Annotated in this window: 23 protein-coding genes; 20 read left to right on the top strand and 3 right to left on the bottom strand. The window is 67.0% G+C overall.

Annotated elements, in window-relative coordinates; translation table 11 throughout:
• Window positions 1-17: 17 nt before the first annotated feature.
• The 15 genes from rplF to truA all read left to right on the top strand — a co-directional run bounded on the left by rplF (window position 18) and on the right by truA (window position 9666).
• Window positions 18-557: a 50S ribosomal protein L6 gene (rplF, locus tag ACGFSB_RS17315; protein WP_249588331.1), complete on the top strand. Its 540-nt coding sequence runs from the start codon at window positions 18-20 to the stop codon at window positions 555-557.
• A gap of 3 nt (window positions 558-560) precedes the next feature.
• Window positions 561-944, top strand: a complete 384-nt coding sequence (rplR, locus tag ACGFSB_RS17310; RefSeq protein ID WP_393399547.1) for a 50S ribosomal protein L18 — start codon at window positions 561-563, stop codon at window positions 942-944.
• Between the two features lie 46 nt (window positions 945-990).
• A complete protein-coding gene (rpsE, locus tag ACGFSB_RS17305; protein WP_383319529.1) occupies window positions 991-1593 on the top strand; it encodes a 30S ribosomal protein S5 in 603 nt (200 codons plus the stop codon).
• On the top strand, window positions 1593-1775 hold the full coding sequence (rpmD, locus tag ACGFSB_RS17300) for a 50S ribosomal protein L30 (RefSeq protein ID WP_041985698.1): 183 nt from the start codon (window positions 1593-1595) through the stop codon (window positions 1773-1775). The genes rpsE and rpmD overlap by 1 nt, the downstream gene beginning before the upstream one ends.
• A 1-nt stretch (window position 1776) precedes the next feature.
• Window positions 1777-2232, top strand: a complete 456-nt coding sequence (gene rplO, locus ACGFSB_RS17295; RefSeq protein WP_249588330.1) for a 50S ribosomal protein L15 — start codon at window positions 1777-1779, stop codon at window positions 2230-2232.
• Between the two features lie 224 nt (window positions 2233-2456).
• Window positions 2457-3770: a preprotein translocase subunit SecY gene (secY, locus tag ACGFSB_RS17290; protein WP_393399544.1), complete on the top strand. Its 1314-nt coding sequence runs from the start codon at window positions 2457-2459 to the stop codon at window positions 3768-3770.
• Window positions 3770-4423 carry an adenylate kinase gene (locus ACGFSB_RS17285; protein ID WP_393399541.1) on the top strand — a complete coding sequence of 218 codons (654 nt, stop codon included), beginning with the start codon at window positions 3770-3772 and terminating at the stop codon, window positions 4421-4423. The genes secY and ACGFSB_RS17285 overlap by 1 nt, the downstream gene beginning before the upstream one ends.
• A gap of 114 nt (window positions 4424-4537) precedes the next feature.
• Entirely contained in the window at window positions 4538-5377 is an 840-nt protein-coding gene (gene map / locus ACGFSB_RS17280; protein WP_393399539.1) for a type I methionyl aminopeptidase, read from the top strand.
• A 153-nt stretch (window positions 5378-5530) separates the two neighbouring features.
• On the top strand, window positions 5531-5752 hold the full coding sequence (infA, locus tag ACGFSB_RS17275; RefSeq protein ID WP_003948620.1) for a translation initiation factor IF-1: 222 nt from the start codon (window positions 5531-5533) through the stop codon (window positions 5750-5752).
• Between the two features lie 56 nt (window positions 5753-5808).
• The gene (gene rpmJ, locus ACGFSB_RS17270; protein WP_003974245.1) at window positions 5809-5922 is read left to right on the top strand and encodes a 50S ribosomal protein L36; all 114 of its coding nucleotides are present in this window, start codon (window positions 5809-5811) and stop codon (window positions 5920-5922) included.
• A 178-nt stretch (window positions 5923-6100) separates the two neighbouring features.
• Window positions 6101-6481 (top strand): 30S ribosomal protein S13, encoded by a 381-nt coding sequence (gene rpsM / locus ACGFSB_RS17265; RefSeq protein WP_383319545.1) that lies wholly within the window; start codon window positions 6101-6103, stop codon window positions 6479-6481.
• 62 nt (window positions 6482-6543) lie between these two features.
• Window positions 6544-6948, top strand: coding sequence for a 30S ribosomal protein S11 (gene rpsK, locus ACGFSB_RS17260; RefSeq protein WP_003956432.1), 405 nt, complete (start codon window positions 6544-6546; stop codon window positions 6946-6948).
• Window positions 6949-7068: 120 nt separating this feature from the next.
• The gene (locus ACGFSB_RS17255; protein ID WP_016645160.1) at window positions 7069-8091 is read left to right on the top strand and encodes a DNA-directed RNA polymerase subunit alpha; all 1023 of its coding nucleotides are present in this window, start codon (window positions 7069-7071) and stop codon (window positions 8089-8091) included.
• A gap of 138 nt (window positions 8092-8229) precedes the next feature.
• Window positions 8230-8730 (top strand): 50S ribosomal protein L17, encoded by a 501-nt coding sequence (rplQ, locus tag ACGFSB_RS17250; protein WP_393399534.1) that lies wholly within the window; start codon window positions 8230-8232, stop codon window positions 8728-8730.
• 81 nt (window positions 8731-8811) lie between these two features.
• The gene (gene truA, locus ACGFSB_RS17245) at window positions 8812-9666 is read left to right on the top strand and encodes a tRNA pseudouridine(38-40) synthase TruA (RefSeq protein ID WP_393399532.1); all 855 of its coding nucleotides are present in this window, start codon (window positions 8812-8814) and stop codon (window positions 9664-9666) included.
• Between the two features lie 30 nt (window positions 9667-9696).
• Here truA and ACGFSB_RS17240 read toward each other — a convergent pair whose 3' ends face one another.
• Window positions 9697-10545, bottom strand: coding sequence for a hypothetical protein (locus ACGFSB_RS17240; protein WP_393399530.1), 849 nt, complete (start codon window positions 10543-10545; stop codon window positions 9697-9699).
• Window positions 10546-10655: 110 nt separating this feature from the next.
• Here ACGFSB_RS17240 and ACGFSB_RS17235 point away from each other — a divergent pair, with 110 nt between their 5' ends.
• The 4 genes from ACGFSB_RS17235 to glmM all read left to right on the top strand — a co-directional run bounded on the left by ACGFSB_RS17235 (window position 10656) and on the right by glmM (window position 14523).
• Window positions 10656-11831, top strand: coding sequence for a glycosyltransferase family 87 protein (locus tag ACGFSB_RS17235; RefSeq protein ID WP_393400174.1), 1176 nt, complete (start codon window positions 10656-10658; stop codon window positions 11829-11831).
• A 212-nt stretch (window positions 11832-12043) separates the two neighbouring features.
• On the top strand, window positions 12044-12487 hold the full coding sequence (rplM, locus tag ACGFSB_RS17230; protein WP_393399527.1) for a 50S ribosomal protein L13: 444 nt from the start codon (window positions 12044-12046) through the stop codon (window positions 12485-12487).
• A 45-nt stretch (window positions 12488-12532) separates the two neighbouring features.
• Complete coding sequence (rpsI, locus tag ACGFSB_RS17225; RefSeq protein WP_393399524.1) at window positions 12533-13054, top strand: 30S ribosomal protein S9; 522 nt, start codon at window positions 12533-12535, stop codon at window positions 13052-13054.
• 110 nt (window positions 13055-13164) lie between these two features.
• Complete coding sequence (gene glmM, locus ACGFSB_RS17220) at window positions 13165-14523, top strand: phosphoglucosamine mutase (RefSeq protein WP_393399521.1); 1359 nt, start codon at window positions 13165-13167, stop codon at window positions 14521-14523.
• Here glmM and ACGFSB_RS17215 read toward each other — a convergent pair.
• Both ACGFSB_RS17215 and coaA read right to left on the bottom strand, forming a co-directional pair.
• Entirely contained in the window at window positions 14520-15467 is a 948-nt protein-coding gene (locus tag ACGFSB_RS17215) for a DUF389 domain-containing protein (protein WP_393399518.1), read from the bottom strand. The two genes, glmM and ACGFSB_RS17215, sit on opposite strands and share 4 nt — an antisense overlap.
• A gap of 38 nt (window positions 15468-15505) precedes the next feature.
• Complete coding sequence (gene coaA / locus ACGFSB_RS17210; protein ID WP_393399515.1) at window positions 15506-16504, bottom strand: type I pantothenate kinase; 999 nt, start codon at window positions 16502-16504, stop codon at window positions 15506-15508.
• Window positions 16505-16604: 100 nt separating this feature from the next.
• On the opposite strand from coaA, the gene ACGFSB_RS17205 reads away from it, so the two are divergent.
• Window positions 16605-16973, top strand: coding sequence for a holo-ACP synthase (locus tag ACGFSB_RS17205; RefSeq protein ID WP_393399513.1), 369 nt, complete (start codon window positions 16605-16607; stop codon window positions 16971-16973).
• The last annotated feature ends 19 nt before the right edge of the window (window positions 16974-16992 follow it).

The raw sequence follows: 16992 nt of genomic DNA, 5'->3' as shown, positions 1-16992 counted from the left end.
GAACGGAGGAATAGCTAATGTCGCGTATTGGCAAGCTCCCCATCACGGTTCCCGCCGGCGTGGACGTCACCATCGACGGCCGGACGGTCTCGGTTAAGGGTCCCAAGGGCTCCCTTTCCCACACCGTCGTCGCGCCGATCGACATCGCTAAGGGTGAGGACGGCGTTCTCAGCGTCACCCGCCCGAACGACGAGCGTCAGAACAAGGCCCTGCACGGCCTGTCCCGCACGCTGGTGGCGAACATGATCACCGGTGTGACCACGGGGTATGTGAAGAAGCTCGAGATCAGCGGTGTCGGTTACCGCGTACTCGCGAAGGGCTCCAACCTGGAGTTCTCGCTGGGCTACAGCCACCCGATCCTCGTCGAGGCCCCTGAGGGCATCACCTTCAAGGTGGAGTCCGCGACCAAGCTTTCGGTCGAGGGCATCGACAAGCAGAAGGTCGGCGAGGTTGCGGCCAACATCCGCAAGCTGCGCAAGCCCGACCCGTACAAGGCCAAGGGTGTCAAGTACGAGGGCGAAGTCATCCGGCGCAAGGTCGGAAAGGCAGGTAAGTAAGCCATGGCATACGGTGTAAAGATCGCCAAGGGTGACGCTTACAAGCGTGCCGCCAAGGCTCGCCGCCATATCCGCATCCGTAAGAACGTGTCGGGTACGGCGGAGCGTCCGCGCCTCGTCGTGACTCGCTCGAACCGCAACATCGTTGCTCAGGTCATCGACGACCTCAAGGGTCACACCCTTGCGTCGGCGTCGACCCTGGACGCGACGATCCGCGGTGGCGAGGCCGACAAGTCCGCGCAGGCCAAGCAGGTCGGCGCGCTCGTTGCCGAGCGTGCCAAGGCTGCGGGTGTCGAGACCGTCGTGTTCGACCGCGGTGGCAACAAGTACGCCGGGCGCATTGCCGCTCTGGCGGACGCCGCCCGCGAAGCCGGGCTGAAGTTCTAAGCCCCGGTTCCGGAGCTAGCGGACGTAACAGAGAGAGGTAATTCCAATGGCTGGACCCCAGCGCCGCGGAAGCGGTGCCGGTGGCGGCGAGCGGCGGGACCGGAAGGGTCGCGACGGTGGCGCCGCCGCCGAGAAGACCGCATACGTTGAGCGCGTTGTCGCGATCAACCGTGTCGCCAAGGTAGTCAAGGGTGGTCGCCGCTTCAGCTTCACCGCGCTGGTCGTGGTGGGCGACGGTGACGGCACCGTAGGTGTCGGATACGGCAAGGCCAAGGAAGTTCCCGCGGCCATCGCCAAGGGCGTCGAAGAGGCCAAGAAGAGCTTCTTCAAGGTTCCGCGTATCCAGGGCACCATCCCGCACCCGATCACGGGCGAGAAGGCCGCGGGCGTTGTCCTGCTCAAGCCTGCTTCCCCCGGTACCGGCGTTATCGCCGGTGGCCCGGTGCGTGCTGTGCTCGAGTGCGCCGGCGTTCACGACATCCTGTCGAAGTCGCTCGGCTCGTCCAACGCGATCAACATCGTGCACGCGACCGTGGCGGCCCTCAAGGGCCTGCAGCGTCCCGAGGAGATCGCGGCTCGCCGTGGTCTGCCCCTCGAGGACGTCGCCCCCGCGGCTCTGCTTCGTGCACGTGCGGGAGCGGGTGCGTAATGGCCCGTCTCAAGATCACGCAGACGAAGTCGTACATCGGCAGCAAGCAGAACCACCGTGACACGCTGCGTTCGCTCGGGCTCAAGCGCCTGAACGACGTGGTCGTCAAGGAAGACCGCCCCGAGTTCCGCGGAATGGCTAACACCGTCCGCCACCTCGTGACGGTTGAGGAGGTCGACTGACATGGCGGAGCAGAACCCGCTGAAGGTCCACAACCTCCGGCCCGCCCCGGGCGCCAAGACCGCCAAGACCCGTGTGGGTCGTGGTGAGGCGTCCAAGGGTAAGACCGCAGGTCGTGGTACCAAGGGCACCAAGGCCCGTTACCAGGTTCCGGAGCGCTTCGAGGGCGGGCAGATGCCCCTCCACATGCGCCTCCCGAAGCTCAAGGGCTTCAAGAACCCCTTCAAGACCGAGTTCCAGGTCGTGAACCTCGACAAGCTGAGCGCGCTGTTCCCCGAGGGTGGCGAGGTCACCGTTGAGGGACTCGTCGCCAAGGGTGCCGTTCGCAAGAACAGCCTTGTCAAGGTCCTCGGCCAGGGTGAGGTCACCGTGGCGCTGCAGGTGACGGTTGACGCCGTCTCCGGCTCCGCCAAGGAGAAGATCACCGCCGCCGGCGGTACCGTCACCGAGCTCGTCTGAATTCTTCAGGCATCTCGATGACTTGAGCGATTCCCAGCCGGGGATGCCCCACATATGGGGCATCCCCGGTTGGTCGTTCCAAGGGGGGCACGGTCGCCGGTAAGGTGGCGTGCACTGTCCAGGCTCCGTGCGGTCTGTCCGTACGGTTTTTCTGACTGATATGTATTCGTCATTCCTCAGACCACTACCTCTTGCGCACGCGCGCGGGGGTCGCAGGAGGCACCGTGCTCACCGCGTTCGCCCGGGCGTTCAAGACGCCCGACCTGCGCAAGAAGCTGCTCTTCACGCTCGGCATCATCGTGATCTATCGAATCGGCACGCATGTGCCGATTCCTGGCGTTAGTTATAAAAACGTCCAGATCTGCATGGACCAGAACGACACCAATCAAGGGTTGTTCGGCCTGGTCAACATGATGAGTGGTGGCGCGCTGCTGCAGATCACGATCTTCGCGCTCGGCATCATGCCGTACATCACGGCGAGCATCATCCTGCAGCTGCTGACCGTGGTGATTCCGCGGCTCGAAGCCCTGAAGAAGGAGGGCCAGGCCGGCACGGCGAAGATCACGCAGTACACGCGTTATCTCACCGTCGCGCTCGCGATCCTCCAGGGCACCGGCCTGGTGGCCACCGCCCGCACGGGCTCCCTGTTCTCCGGCTGCCCCGTCGCCAACGAGATCGTCCCCGACCAGTCCATCTTCGTGACCGTCACCATGGTCATCACGATGACCGCGGGCACGGCCTGCGTGATGTGGCTCGGTGAGCTCATCACCGACCGGGGCATCGGCAACGGCATGTCGATCCTGATGTTCATCTCGATCGCCGCGACCTTCCCGAGCGCCCTGTGGGCCATCAAGAAGCAGGGCTCCCTGGCCGGTGGCTGGATCGAGTTCGGCACCGTCATCGCGGTCGGTCTTGTCATGGTCGGTCTTGTGGTCTTCGTCGAGCAGGCTCAGCGCCGCATTCCGGTTCAGTACGCGAAGCGAATGATCGGCCGCCGGTCCTACGGCGGTACGTCGACCTACATTCCGCTGAAGGTCAATCAGGCGGGCATCATCCCTGTGATCTTCGCCTCTTCGTTGCTCTATATCCCTGCGCTGGTAGCCCAGTTCGCGGGTGGCAACTCAGGGTGGAAGCAGTGGATCGAGGCCAACCTGACCAAGGGCGACCACCCGATCTACATCGCGACGTACTTCTTGTTGATCGTGTTCTTCGCCTTCTTCTACGTGGCTATCTCGTTCAACCCCGAGGAAGTCGCGGACAACATGAAGAAGTATGGTGGCTTCATCCCGGGCATCCGGGCTGGCCGACCGACCGCTGAGTATCTGAGTTACGTACTCAACCGGATCACGTGGCCGGGCTCGCTGTATTTGGGGCTGATCGCTCTTGTGCCGACGATGGCGTTGGTGGGCTTCGGCGCGAACCAGAACTTCCCGTTCGGCGGGACAAGCATCCTGATCATCGTGGGTGTGGGTCTGGAGACCGTGAAGCAGATCGAGAGCCAGCTTCAGCAGCGCAATTACGAAGGGTTCCTCCGCTGATGCGAATCGTCCTCGTCGGGCCGCCCGGTGCGGGCAAGGGAACGCAGGCCGCGTTCCTCGCCAAGAACCTGTCGATCCCGCACATCTCCACGGGCGACCTCTTCCGCGCCAACATCAGCCAGGGCACGGAGCTGGGCAAGCAGGCGAAGGCCTACATGGACGCCGGCAACCTCGTCCCCGACGAGGTCACCGTCGGCATGGCCCACGACCGCATGGAGCAGCCGGACGCCGTGAACGGCTTCCTGCTCGACGGCTTCCCGCGGAACGTGTCGCAGGCCGAGGCCCTGGACGAGTCGCTCAAGGCGGACGGCCAGAAGCTGGACGCGGTGCTCGACCTGGAGGTCCCCGAGGACGAGGTGGTCAAGCGCATCGCGGGCCGCCGCATCTGCCGGAACGACTCGAGCCACGTCTTCCACGTGACGTACAGCAAGCCGAAGACCGAGGGCGTCTGCGACGTCTGCGGCGGCGAGCTCTACCAGCGCGGTGACGACCAGGAAGAGACCGTGCGCAAGCGTCTCGACGTGTACCACCGCGAGACCGAGCCGATCATCGACCACTACAAGGCCCAGGGCCTGGTGGTCACGATCTCCGCGCTCGGCAAGGTGGACGAGGTCACGAAGCGTGCGATGGACGCGATCAAGGGCGACAAGTAGCCCGTACGCTGTCCAGTACGCTGTTTCGGCCGCGGTGCCCCTCGGGGGACCGCGGCCGTAGTGTTGTGTAGACAGCAGCTGGTTGTTGGACGGATGACGGAGAGCGGAAGCCCCATGGTGCAGATCAAGACCCCCGAGCAGATCGCGAAGATGCGTGAGGCGGGCCTTGTGGTGGCCGCCATCCACGCCGCGACGCGTGAGGCGGCGGTGCCCGGTGCCACCACGAAGGACCTGGACGACGTCGCGCGCAAGGTGCTCTCAGAGCACGGTGCCAAGTCGAACTTCCTTGGGTACGGCGGCTTTCCGGCGACGATCTGTACCTCGGTCAACGAGGTCGTCGTGCACGGCATCCCGGATGACAAGACCGTCCTGAAGGACGGCGACATCATCTCCATCGACGCCGGCGCGATCATCGACGGCTGGCACGGGGACGCGGCGTACACCGCGTTCGTCGGCACCGGTCACGCGCCGGAGCTCGTGGAGCTCTCCCGGGTGACCGAGGAGTCGATGTGGGCCGGGCTCGCCGCCATGAAGCAGGGCAACCGGCTCGTCGACATCTCCCGCGCCATCGAGACGTACATCCGCCGCCAGCCGAAGCCCGGCGGCGGCAAGTACGGCATCGTCGAGGACTACGGCGGCCACGGCATCGGCACCGAGATGCACATGGACCCCCATCTCCTGAACTACGTAGAGCGCCGCCGAGGCAAGGGCCCCAAGCTGGTCCCCGGTTTCTGCCTGGCCATCGAGCCCATGGTCTCCCTCGGCACCCCCCGCACGGAGGTCCTGGAGGACGACTGGACCGTCATCACTACGGATGGCACCTGGTCCTCCCACTGGGAGCATTCCGTCGCGCTGACGGAGGAGGGGCCGATCGTGCTGACGTCTCCGGACTGCGGCAAGGCGAAGCTGGCGGAGTACGGGGTCACGGTCGCGCCGGATCCGCTGGCGAAGTGACCCTGCTGCTTAACGATCTTGCTCGTGGGGCAAACTTCCTCGATTCGTCTTTCCGGGGTGCCTGACGTAGACTGACTCGTCGGCTCTCGTGCATCCGTGTGCCTGCATACGGCGTACGAAGTCGATCAAGGTAGTCGATTCGAAGGGCAGAGCGTGGCCAAGAAGCAAGGTGCCATCGAGATCGAGGGCACTGTCGTTGAGTCTCTTCCGAACGCCATGTTCAAGGTAGAGCTCCAGAACGGCCACCAGGTCCTGGCACACATCAGCGGCAAGATGCGTATGCACTACATCCGCATCCTCCCTGACGACCGGGTCGTGGTGGAGTTGTCTCCTTACGACCTGACCCGTGGCCGGATCGTCTACCGGTACAAGTAGATCTCGCCCATACCTCATTCACGTGGGGTGTGGCACTGACCCGGAGAACCTCACCAATGAAGGTCAAGCCGAGCGTCAAGAAGATCTGCGACAAGTGCAGGGTGATCCGCCGTCACGGCCGGGTCATGGTTATCTGCGACAACCCGCGCCACAAGCAGCGCCAGGGCTGACGCACGACTGCAGTTCGCAGATTTTCGCGCGACGCACGTAAGCACATATGCAGGGCCCGTCCCTCTTCAGTAATGGAGGGCGACACCCCCGGTCGGAGGCCGGGGACCCAGGATGTACCTCAGACGGCACCTGGGAACGGCTCTGCTGCAGACCTCCGAAAATCAACAGGAGCCTTGAATGGCACGCCTTGAAGGTGTTGACCTCCCGCGCGAAAAGCGCGTCGAGGTCGCCCTCACGTACGTGTTCGGCATTGGCCGCACGCTGTCCCAGCAGACGCTGGACGCCACCGGTGTGGACCGCAACACCCGTGTTCGTGATCTGTCCGAAGAGGACCTGATCAAGATCCGCGAGTACGTGGACGCCAACCTCCAGACCGAGGGTGACCTCCGCCGCGAGATCCAGGCCGACATCCGCCGCAAGGTCGAGATCGGCTGCTACCAGGGTCTTCGTCACCGTCGTGGCCTGCCCGTCCGCGGTCAGCGCACCAGCACCAACGCCCGCACCCGTAAGGGCCCGCGTCGCGCCATCGCCGGTAAGAAGAAGCCGGGCAAGAAGTAGTCCTCAGCGGTCGATCGACAGCTGTCGCTGCAGGACCGACCACCTCGCGTAGGAGTTAATAGATGCCCCCCAAGGGTCGTCAGGGCGCTGCCAAGAAGGTGCGCCGCAAGGAAAAGAAGAACGTCGCTCACGGGCACGCCCACATCAAGAGCACGTTCAACAACACCATCGTCTCGATCACGGACCCCTCGGGCAACGTGATCTCCTGGGCCTCCGCCGGCCACGTCGGCTTCAAGGGCTCGCGCAAGTCGACTCCGTTCGCCGCGCAGATGGCTGCCGAGTCGGCCGCCCGTCGCGCGCAGGAGCACGGAATGCGCAAGGTTGACGTCTTCGTCAAGGGTCCCGGCTCCGGCCGTGAGACCGCGATCCGCTCCCTCCAGGCCACTGGCCTCGAGGTCGGTTCGATCCAGGACGTCACGCCGACGCCGCACAACGGCTGCCGTCCCCCCAAGCGTCGCCGCGTCTGATTCGCGTCGCTTGACTCAGGGATTTTCGGGCGGTGCGGCTCCTCGGAGCCGTACCGCCCGTACCCTTGTAACAATCAAGGACATCAAATAGTGGGTGTCCATGACTGAAGGAAACACTTCATGCTGATTGCTCAGCGTCCCTCGTTGACCGAAGAGGTCGTCGACGAATTCCGCTCCCGGTTCGTGATCGAGCCGCTGGAGCCGGGCTTCGGTTACACCCTCGGCAACTCCCTGCGTCGGACCCTTCTCTCCTCGATCCCGGGTGCGGCCGTCACGTCCATCCGCATCGACGGTGTCCTGCACGAGTTCACCACCGTGCCGGGCGTCAAGGAAGACGTCACCGACCTCATCCTCAATATCAAGCAGCTGGTCGTCTCCTCGGAGCACGACGAGCCTGTCGTGATGTACCTGCGCAAGCAGGGCCCGGGTCTGGTCACCGCCGCCGACATCGCGCCCCCGGCCGGTGTCGAGGTGCACAACCCCGACCTGGTCCTCGCCACGCTCAACGGCAAGGGCAAGCTGGAGATGGAGCTGACCGTCGAGCGCGGTCGCGGCTACGTCTCCGCCGTCCAGAACAAGCAGGTGGGCCAGGAGATCGGTCGTATTCCGGTCGACTCCATCTACTCGCCGGTGCTCAAGGTCACGTACAAGGTCGAGGCGACCCGTGTCGAACAGCGCACCGACTTCGACAAGCTGATCGTCGACGTCGAGACCAAGCAGGCCATGCGCCCGCGTGACGCCATGGCGTCCGCCGGTAAGACCCTGGTCGAGCTGTTCGGTCTGGCGCGCGAGCTCAACATCGACGCCGAAGGCATCGACATGGGCCCCTCGCCGACGGACGCGGCCCTGGCCGCTGATCTCGCCCTGCCGATCGAGGAGCTCGAGCTCACCGTTCGGTCGTACAACTGCCTCAAGCGCGAGGGCATCCACTCCGTGGGTGAGCTCGTGGCCCGCTCCGAGGCGGACCTGCTCGACATTCGCAACTTCGGTGCGAAGTCGATCGACGAGGTCAAGATGAAGCTGAACGGGATGGGCCTGGCGCTGAAGGACTCGCCTCCCGGCTTCGACCCGACCGCTGCGGCTGACGCCTTTGGCGCCGATGACGACGCGGACGCGGGCTTCGTGGAGACCGAGCAGTACTGATTTTTACTGCGGGCCCGCTTCGACTGGTCGCGCCCACGCGGCGGAGCCGCAGATAGATACAGACCCGCGCCCCTATCAGGGCGCGGCCACTGACTCCGGTACCTGATACGGCCGGGGCAGACAACAAGGAGAAACACCATGCCGAAGCCCACCAAGGGTGCCCGTATGGGCGGCAGCGCCGCGCACGAGAAGCTCCTCCTGGCGAACCTTGCCAAGCAGCTCTTCGAGTACGGCCGCATCACCACCACCGAGGCGAAGGCCCGTCGGCTGCGTCCCTACGCGGAGCGTCTGGTCACCAAGGCGAAGAAGGGTGACCTTCACAACCGCCGCCAGGTGCTCCAGGTGATCACGGACAAGAGCATCGTGCACACGCTCTTCACCGAGATCGGCCCGCGCTACGAGAACCGCCCGGGTGGCTACACCCGTATCACCAAGATCGGTAACCGTCGTGGCGACAACGCGCCCATGGCGATCATCGAGCTGGTGGAGGCCCTGACCGTGGCGCAGGCTGCCACCGGTGAGGCCGAGGCGGCGACCAAGCGTGCCGTCAAGGAAGACGCCCTCAAGAAGGACGCGCCCGTCGAGGACGCGCCGGTCGAGGCCGCCGAGGCCCCGGTCGAGGAGTCCAAGGACGCCTGAGGCTCTGCCTTGCTGTGAGCGGGTCCGCCCTTCGGGGCGGGCCCGCTTTCGCGTGGTCGGCTTCCTGAGAGGATCAGTTCTGTGAGTGATGAAGTAGAGCCCGGGTTCGTGCGGGTGCGCCTCGACCTTTCGTACGACGGTAAGGACTTCTCCGGCTGGGCCAAGCAGCGGCAGGGGCAGCGGACCGTTCAGGGCGAGATCGAGGACGCGCTGCGGACCGTGACGCGGTCGCAGGAGACGTACGAGCTGACCGTCGCGGGGCGGACCGACAGCGGGGTGCACGCGCGGGGGCAGGTCGCTCATGTCGATCTGCCCGAGGGGGTGTGGGCCGAGCACAGTGACAAGCTGCTGCGCAGGCTTGCCGGGCGGCTGCCGCACGATGTGCGGATCTGGAAGGTGGCCGAGGCTCCCGCCGGGTTCAACGCGCGGTTCGCGGCCGTGTGGCGGCGTTACGCCTATCGCGTGACCGATCATCCGGGCGGTGTCGATCCCCTGTTGCGCAGTCATGTGCTGTGGCACGACTGGGAGTTGGACCTGGATGCCATGAACGCCGCCGCGGAGAAGCTGCTCGGCGAGCATGATTTCGCCGCCTACTGCAAGAAGCGTGAGGGTGCCACGACCATTCGTACGCTCCAGGAACTGCGGTGGGAGCGGCGGCCCGACGGGATTCTCGAAGCGACCGTGCGGGCCGATGCGTTCTGCCACAACATGGTGCGGTCGTTGGTGGGCGCCATGCTGTTCGTGGGTGACGGGCATCGGCCCGTGGAGTGGCCCGCCAAGGTGCTTGCCGCCGGGGTGCGGGACTCCGCCGTGCATGTCGTACGGCCGCACGGGCTCACGCTCGAGGAAGTCGGCTATCCCGCTGACGAGTTGCTCGCCGCGCGCAGCAAAGAAGCGCGCAACAAGCGGACGTTGCCCGGCGCCGGGTGCTGCTGAGCCCCGGCCGCCGGACTCTCGATCGCCGGACTACTCCGGGGCGGTGGCCGCGGCGGAAGCCTGGGCCTCGCCCCGGCGGTTGATCTGCCCGAAGGCGAAGCGGGCCAGGTCGTTGCCGACGGTGTAGACGCCGGTCTCCTTCTTCGTGACGTCCTTGTCGCTGGTGAAGCCGGAGGTCGTGAAGTAGGCGTAGCGGCCGTAGGCGTTGTACGTGCCACGGCAGACCGCCGTACGGCAGAAGCTGGGCACGCCCTTGCCGGGCAGCGAGACGACCAGGCCCTTCTTCGCCTGCTCGTTGACCTTGGTGGCCTGGGCCGCCGTGTCGAAGACGGCGACGCCGACCGTCACCGCGATGTTGCCCTTCACATAGCTGGCGCGGAAGAGCTGCGTGCAGTCGTGCTTGCTGAGGACCGCGCCCAGTGCGGCCTGGGTGACGCTCGCGCACTTCTTCGTGCCGCTGGTGGCGCCCTTCTTGTAGACGCGGTCGCCCGAGGTCAGCGACTTGCCGGGGAAGAGCGTGTCGGCGCTGAGCGGCGCCTTGTCCTTCTTGGCGCTGGAGATGAACTCCTTGGGGTCCGGCGGGGGCGGCGGCGTCGTCTTTTCGAAGGACGGGCCGGGGTTCGTGCTCGCGCCGGGGATGTCCGCGGTCGACGGCAGCTCGCTGGCCGGTTTGTTCGACGCGGAGGAGTTGTCGCTGTTCGCGGAGACGACCGCGATGGCGACGGCAGCGGCGACCACGACGGTGGCGAGCGCGCCACCGCCGATCATCAGCCATTTGCGGCGCCGGGTACGCGATTCGGATGCCTCGGCGAGCGCTGCCCAGTCAGGCGTCTGTGAATCCCCTGGACCCCACTGAGGTCCACCTTGCCCAAAGCTCATGCGCCGCATCTTAGACGGGGAGTTGGGGATGTTGAGCGGGGGCCGGGGGCGGCGTCCGACCTAGCCTGATCTGTATGAATACGGGCAAAGTAGCTGTTAGTGGATGGTTGCTGCGGCCGGTGACCTGGCATGTCCGGGCGGTGGTCGGGGCCGTGCTGCTCGCCTCGGCCGTCCGGGTGGGGCTGCGGGGTCCGGACGGCGGGATGGACAACGCGATCGTGGTGCGGGCGGCCGAGGCCTGGCTGGACGGGCGCTCGCCCTATGCCGACCGGCATTTCCTCTATCTGCCGGGGGCTGTGCTCGCCGCGGTGCCGCAGGCGCTGCTTCCGGAGTCCGTCGTGCGGTTCCTCGTGCCGGCGGGGGTCGTGGCCGCGCTCGTCCTGGGGTGGGGGTGCGCGCTGCGGCTCCATGGGGTGGCGTGGCGCAGCCGGTTCGCGGCGCTCGGTCTGCTCGCCCTGGCGGTGGGGTTCGCGCCGTTCGGGCACCTCGTCGACCTGGGGAACTGGACGGTCGCATCGGCGGCCGCACTGCCGCTCGCGCTGCTCCTGGTGTGCCGGGGGAAGTGGGTGGCCGCGGGCCTGGTGATCGGGACGGCGGTCGCCGTGAAACCGCTGCTCGTGCCCGTGGTGCTGCTCTTCGTCTTCGCCCGGCGGTGGCGAGGGCTCGGGGCGGCGCTGCTGATGCCCGGAGTGGTGTCCGTGGGGGCGGCACTGGCCATGCCGGATCCGGCGGGGTTCTTCACGCGGACGCTGCCGTTCCTGCTGCGGGGAGACGACTCCTTCGTACGGCTCTACGAGGCGTCGCCCGCAGCCGTCCTGCCGCGGCTCGGGGTGCCGCAGGGGGCGGCCTCGCTGCTCGCCGTCGTGGCCGCCGGTGCGGGGGTGTGGTGCGCGTGGCGGCGGTGGGGGAGCGGTGGGGGGCCGGCGGAGCTGCGGGTGGTCGAGACGGCCGTGATGCTGATGCTGGCGGCCTTCCTGGTGTCCAGGCCTTCGTACGATCACTACCTGGTGGTCGTCGTGCCGCTGCTGCTCGCGGGGGCGCTCGTGCCGGGGGCGGTGGCCGGCGGGCCGTGGTTCTGGCTGGCGCTCGTGCCGCAGATTCCGGGGTTCAGCTGGCCCTGGCTCGAGCCGGGTACCAGGCGGGCCTTCCGGGACTTCATGACGCTCTGTGTGCTGGCGCTCACGGTTGCCCGGAGCTGTGTCCGGACGAGCGGGGTCGGCGTGGAAAGTGTGGACCCGCCTGTGGTGGGCGAGCCGCCGGTGCCGCTCTCCAGAGGTGCGTTTTGACCCGTACGGTGCGGCGCGGGTACTCTCGGGGATTGTTATGCGTATTGGCTTCGTCGTTCTCACGCGAAGGGCCCTTACGTAGGTTCCCTGGAGCAGTTACCAGTGGCTCGCATACGGGCAGCGTCCCCGGCATTGTGAGCCCCAGCTGCATGATCCGCTTCTGGGATGCCGTGTGTCTGGACCCCATCCACTGAAGAAGCGAAGGCTACGAAGTGCGTACGTACAGCCCCAAGCCCGGCGATGTGACCCGCCAGTGGCACGTCATCGACGCTCAGGACATCGTCCTGGGTCGTCTGGCGACCACTGCCGCCATCCTCCTCCGGGGTAAGCACAAGGCGATTTACGCGCCCCACATGGACATGGGCGACTTCGTCATCATCATCAACGCCGACAAGGTTCACCTGTCCGGCAACAAGAAGACCCAGAAGATGGCGTACCGCCACTCCGGTTACCCGGGCGGTCTGCGTTCCGTGCGCTACGACGAGCTTCTTGCGAAGAACCCCGAGAAGGCCGTCGAGAAGGCCATCAAGGGCATGATCCCCAAGAACACCCTGGGCCGTCAGGTGCTCTCGAAGCTGAAGGTCTACGCGGGCGACCAGCACCCGCACGGCGCTCAGCAGCCGGTCCCGTTCGAGATCACCCAGGTCGCGCAGTAGTTCCGGCCACCACCCCCAAAGACGTAAGAAATTCTGAGGAGAATCGTGGCCGAGACCACCGTTGAGCAGCCGGTCGAAGAGACCGAGGTTGTTGACGTAGAGCAGTACACCACCGAGTCCGAGGCGCCCGTCGAGGGCGAGTACACCTCTGAGTCGAACCCCGCGATCTTCGGCGACCCGCAGCCGGCCGCCGGCCTGGGCCGTCGCAAGAACGCGATCGCCCGTGTCCGGATCGTCCCGGGCACCGGCAAGTGGAAGGTCAACGGGCGCACGCTCGAGGGCTACTTCCCGAACAAGGTCCACCAGCAGGAAGTCAACGAGCCCTTCAAGGTGCTCGAGCTCGACAACCGCTACGACGTCATCGCCCGCATCTCGGGTGGCGGCGTCTCCGGTCAGGCCGGTGCGCTCCGTCTGGGTGTCGCCCGTGCGCTGAACGAGGCCGACACCGAGAACAACCGCGCCGCGCTCAAGAAGGCCGGTTACCTCAAGCGTGACGACCGTGCGGTCGAGCGCAAGAAGGCCGGTCTCAAGAAGGCCCGTAAGGCTCCGCAGTACAGCAAGCGTTAATCTGCCTGCTTGTACTGTTCGTTCGCCCCGGCGGCACGTTATGTGCTGCCGGGGCGTTCGTTTATCGGAAACCCCGGTGATCCCGGGAAGAAGTCCGGAGGAGGACAGCAGTGGGACGACTCTTCGGTACGGACGGCGTGCGCGGTGTCGCCAACGCGGATCTGACGGCCGAGCTCGCGCTCGGGCTCTCCGTAGCGGCGGCTCATGTGCTCGGCGAGGTGGGCACGTTCGAGGGCCATCGGCCGGTCGCGGTGGTGGGACGTGATCCCCGCGCGTCGGGGGAGTTCCTGGAGGCCGCGGTGGTCGCCGGTCTCGCGAGCGCGGGCGTGGACGTCCAGCTCGTCGGTGTGCTGCCCACCCCCGCGGTGGCGCATCTCACCGGTGCGCTGGGCGCCGACCTCGGCGTGATGCTCTCCGCGAGCCACAACGCCATGCCGGACAACGGCATCAAGTTCTTCGCGCGCGGCGGCCACAAACTGGCCGACGAGCTCGAGGACCGCATCGAGTCCGTGTACGAGCAGCACCGCACCGGTGCTCCCTGGCAGCGCCCCACGGGCGCGGGCGTCGGCCGCGTGCAGACGTACGACCAGGGGCTCGACCAGTACGTCGCACACCTCCTCGGTGTGCTCCCCAACCGCCTCGACGGACTGACGATCGTCCTCGACGAGGCGCACGGCGCCGCCGCCCGCGTCTCGCCCGAGGCGTTCGCACGCGCCGGTGCCGAGATCATCACGATCGGCGCCAAGCCGGACGGCCTGAACATCAACGACGGGTGCGGATCGACGCACTTGGGGCTGCTCAAGGCCGCCGTCGTCGAGCACGGCGCCGACTTCGGTGTCGCGCACGACGGGGACGCCGACCGGTGCCTCGCCGTGGACCACACGGGTGCCGAGATCGACGGGGATCAGATCCTCGCCGTCCTCGCGCTCGCCATGCGGGAGCACGGCACGCTGCGCTCGGACACCGTTGTCGCGACGGTCATGTCGAACCTGGGCTTCAAGCTGGCCATGGAGCGCGAGGGCCTCTCCCTCGTGCAGACCGCTGTCGGCGACCGGTATGTGCTCGAGTCGATGAAGGAGCACGGCTTCGCCCTCGGCGGCGAGCAGTCCGGGCACGTGATCATCCTCGACCACGCGACCACCGGTGACGGCACGCTGACGGGTCTTCTGCTCGCGGCACGCGTCGCCGAGACCGGGCGCAGCCTCGCGGAGCTCGCCGGGGTCATGCAGCGGCTTCCGCAGGTCCTCATCAACGTGCCCGACGTCGACAAGTCCCGGGTCGCGACCTCCGCCCAGCTGACGGCGGCCGTCGCCGATGCCGAGCGTGAACTGGGCGCCACCGGGCGGGTGTTGCTGCGCTCGTCCGGCACGGAGCCGCTGGTGCGGGTCATGGTCGAGGCCGCCGACATCGACCAGGCGCGGTCCGTGGCCGAGCAGCTCGCCGACGTGGTGAAGTCCGCGCTGGGCTAGGACAGTTGTGCCTTGGCGGTACGTTCGCGCTGCCTGGCCCAGAGGAACTTCTGGGCGAGCAGCGTGAGCGTACCGGCGAGGACGATGCCCAGCAGGTTGAGCAGGAGCTGTTCCGTGGAGCCCCAGGTCTGCTCGGCGTCTCCGTAGCTGAGCGCCACCGCGGCGTTGGCCGCCGCGGGGACCGTCGTCACGGAGATGGCGACGCCGACCAGAGCGCCCGACTTCGCCGATGTGAGTGAGAGCGTTCCGGCGGCTCCGGCGAGGACCGCCACGACGAACGAGAACCAGTCGGGCGCGTACACGAAGCTGGTGTTGGGGCGCTCCTGGTCCAGTTTCTTCTCGCTGAACAGGCTTACCGCGTCCATGAAGTAGCTGAAGCCGACCGTCACCGCCATCGCCACCGCGAAGCCCACCAGGATCGCGATGAGCGAGCGCATGGCCAGGCGCGGGGCGCGCTGGACCAGAGCGGTGCAGAAGCCCGCGAGAGGGCCGAACTCGGGGCCCACCGCCATCGCGCCGACGATCAGGATCGCGTTGTCGAGGACCACACCGCAGGCCGCGATCATCGTGGCGAGCGTGATGAACGCGACGTACGTGATCGAGAGCGTCGACTCCTCGTGGGTCGCGTCGGTGAGTTGCTCCCACAGGACCGCGTCCGCGCCTTCGCCCGGTGCGTCCTTCTCCGCCTTGTCGGCGCGATGGGACAGGGACAGGTCGATGTTCTCGACCGCGATCGAGCCCGACTCGTCGATGCCGAGCGCGCGCAGGGCGCCGATCAGTTCGTCCCCCGCCTCGCGGGCCACGTCGCACATCACGACGTCGCCCGTGGGGTTGCGGGCCGCGCCCGGCACGACGGCGAGGTGCGTGGCGCCGACCGTCCGCTCGATCAGGCGCACCACGTCATCCGTCTTGTCCGCCGGGGTGATCAGGCGTAGATGCAACATGCGCGCAGGTTAGCCGCCGGTTCGGAGTTCGCGCAGGTTCAGAGTTTGCGCAGGCTCAGTCTCTGCACCTTGTGGTCGGGGCCTTTGCGGATGACGAGGGCCGCACGGCCCCGAGTGGGGGCCACGTTCTCCACGAGGTTGGCCTTGTTGATGGTGCGCCAGGTGGTGCGGGCGTAGTCCAGGGCCTCCTCCTCGGAGACCTGGGTGTACTTGCGGAAGTACGAGGACGGGTTCTGGAACGCCGTGTCGCGCAGCTTCTTGAAGCGGTTCAGGTACCAGCGCTCGATGTCCTCCACGCGCGCGTCGACGTACACGCTGAAGTCGAAGTAGTCGGCGAGGCCCACGCGGGTACGGCCGTCCTTGCCGGGCAGGGCCGGCTGGAGGACGTTCAGGCCCTCCACGATGAGGATGTCGGGGCGGCGGACCGTGAGGCGCTGGCCGGGCACGATGTCGTAGATCAGGTGGGAGTAGACGGGGGCGGTCACCTCGTCCTTGCCCGCCTTGATGTCCGCCACGAAGCGGGTCAGGGCACGGCGGTCGTACGACTCGGGGAAGCCCTTGCGGGACATCAGGCCGCGGGCCTCCAGCTCCTTGGTGGGCAGGAGGAAGCCGTCGGTGGTCACCAGCTCCACCCGGGGGTGCTCCGGCCAGCGGGAGAGCAGGGCCTGAAGGAGGCGGGCGACCGTGGACTTGCCGACGGCCACGGAGCCCGCGACTCCTATGACGAAGGGCGTCCCCGACTGGGAGCCCTTTTCGCCGAGGAAGGTGTTGAGGGCGCCGCGCAGGCCGTCGGTCGCGCCTACGTAGAGGTTCAGGAGGCGGGAGAGCGGGAGATAGATGTCCCGCACTTCGTCCAGGTCGATGACGTCGCCGAGACCGCGCAGCTTTTCGAGTTCCGCGGCGGTCAGCGGGAGCGGCGTCTTGTCGCGCAGGGCGCTCCACTCGGTGCGGGTGAGGTCGACGTAGGGAGTCGCCTCCGGCTTGTGCCGGTGGGCGCTCCGAGGTGTCGTCGGGGGTTCGGAGACCGAAGAGATCACAGTCCATTGTTACGGCTGTTTGAACGGGGTGGAGGGTGGGGTGCGTCACCCCCCGCGGGCCTTGAGCGGTTCAGCGGTGGGTGCTCGTAGGCTGCTGCTCGTGATTATCGGGGTCGGTATCGACGTGGCGGAGATCGAGCGGTTCGGGGCCGCGCTCGAGCGCACGGCCGGGATGGCCGAGCGGCTTTTCGTGGAGCGGGAGTTGCTGCTGCCCAGCGGGGAGCGGCGGGGGATCGCCTCGCTGGCGGCGCGGTTCGCGGCCAAGGAGGCGCTGGCCAAGGCGTTGGGGGCGCCTGCGGGGCTGCGGTGGACGGACGCGGAGGTGTTCGTCGAGGAGAGTGGTCAGCCGCGCGTACGGGTGAAGGGGACGGTCGCCGCGCGGGCCGCCGAGTTGGGGGTGTGGTCGTGGCACGTCTCGCTCAGTCATGACGCGGGGGTCGCGTCAGCCGTGGTGATTGCTGAGGGGTAGGCGCCGGGTGACACTCGGG

It is taken from the genome of Streptomyces sp. NPDC048441, from assembly GCF_043200235.1.
Taxonomy (GTDB): Bacteria; Actinomycetota; Actinomycetes; order Streptomycetales; family Streptomycetaceae; genus Streptomyces.
This window is presented reverse-complemented; position numbering and strand designations above follow the sequence as displayed.

Bases quoted from the DNA above. Each gene is read 5' to 3' on its own strand.
- rplF (WP_249588331.1), top strand. From the start codon at position 18: ATGTCGCGTATTGGCAAGCTCCCCATCACGGTTCCCGCCGGCGTGGAC.
- rplR (WP_393399547.1), top strand. From the start codon at position 561: ATGGCATACGGTGTAAAGATCGCCAAGGGTGACGCTTACAAGCGTGCC.
- rpsE (WP_383319529.1), top strand. From the start codon at position 991: ATGGCTGGACCCCAGCGCCGCGGAAGCGGTGCCGGTGGCGGCGAGCGG.
- rpmD (WP_041985698.1), top strand. From the start codon at position 1,593: ATGGCCCGTCTCAAGATCACGCAGACGAAGTCGTACATCGGCAGCAAG.
- rplO (WP_249588330.1), top strand. From the start codon at position 1,777: ATGGCGGAGCAGAACCCGCTGAAGGTCCACAACCTCCGGCCCGCCCCG.
- ACGFSB_RS17285 (WP_393399541.1), top strand. From the start codon at position 3,770: ATGCGAATCGTCCTCGTCGGGCCGCCCGGTGCGGGCAAGGGAACGCAG.
- map (WP_393399539.1), top strand. From the start codon at position 4,538: ATGGTGCAGATCAAGACCCCCGAGCAGATCGCGAAGATGCGTGAGGCG.
- rpmJ (WP_003974245.1), top strand. From the start codon at position 5,809: ATGAAGGTCAAGCCGAGCGTCAAGAAGATCTGCGACAAGTGCAGGGTG.
- rpsM (WP_383319545.1), top strand. From the start codon at position 6,101: ATGGCACGCCTTGAAGGTGTTGACCTCCCGCGCGAAAAGCGCGTCGAG.
- rpsK (WP_003956432.1), top strand. From the start codon at position 6,544: ATGCCCCCCAAGGGTCGTCAGGGCGCTGCCAAGAAGGTGCGCCGCAAG.
- ACGFSB_RS17255 (WP_016645160.1), top strand. From the start codon at position 7,069: ATGCTGATTGCTCAGCGTCCCTCGTTGACCGAAGAGGTCGTCGACGAA.
- rplQ (WP_393399534.1), top strand. From the start codon at position 8,230: ATGCCGAAGCCCACCAAGGGTGCCCGTATGGGCGGCAGCGCCGCGCAC.
- ACGFSB_RS17240 (WP_393399530.1), bottom strand. From the start codon at position 10,545: ATGAGCTTTGGGCAAGGTGGACCTCAGTGGGGTCCAGGGGATTCACAG.
- ACGFSB_RS17215 (WP_393399518.1), bottom strand. From the start codon at position 15,467: ATGTTGCATCTACGCCTGATCACCCCGGCGGACAAGACGGATGACGTG.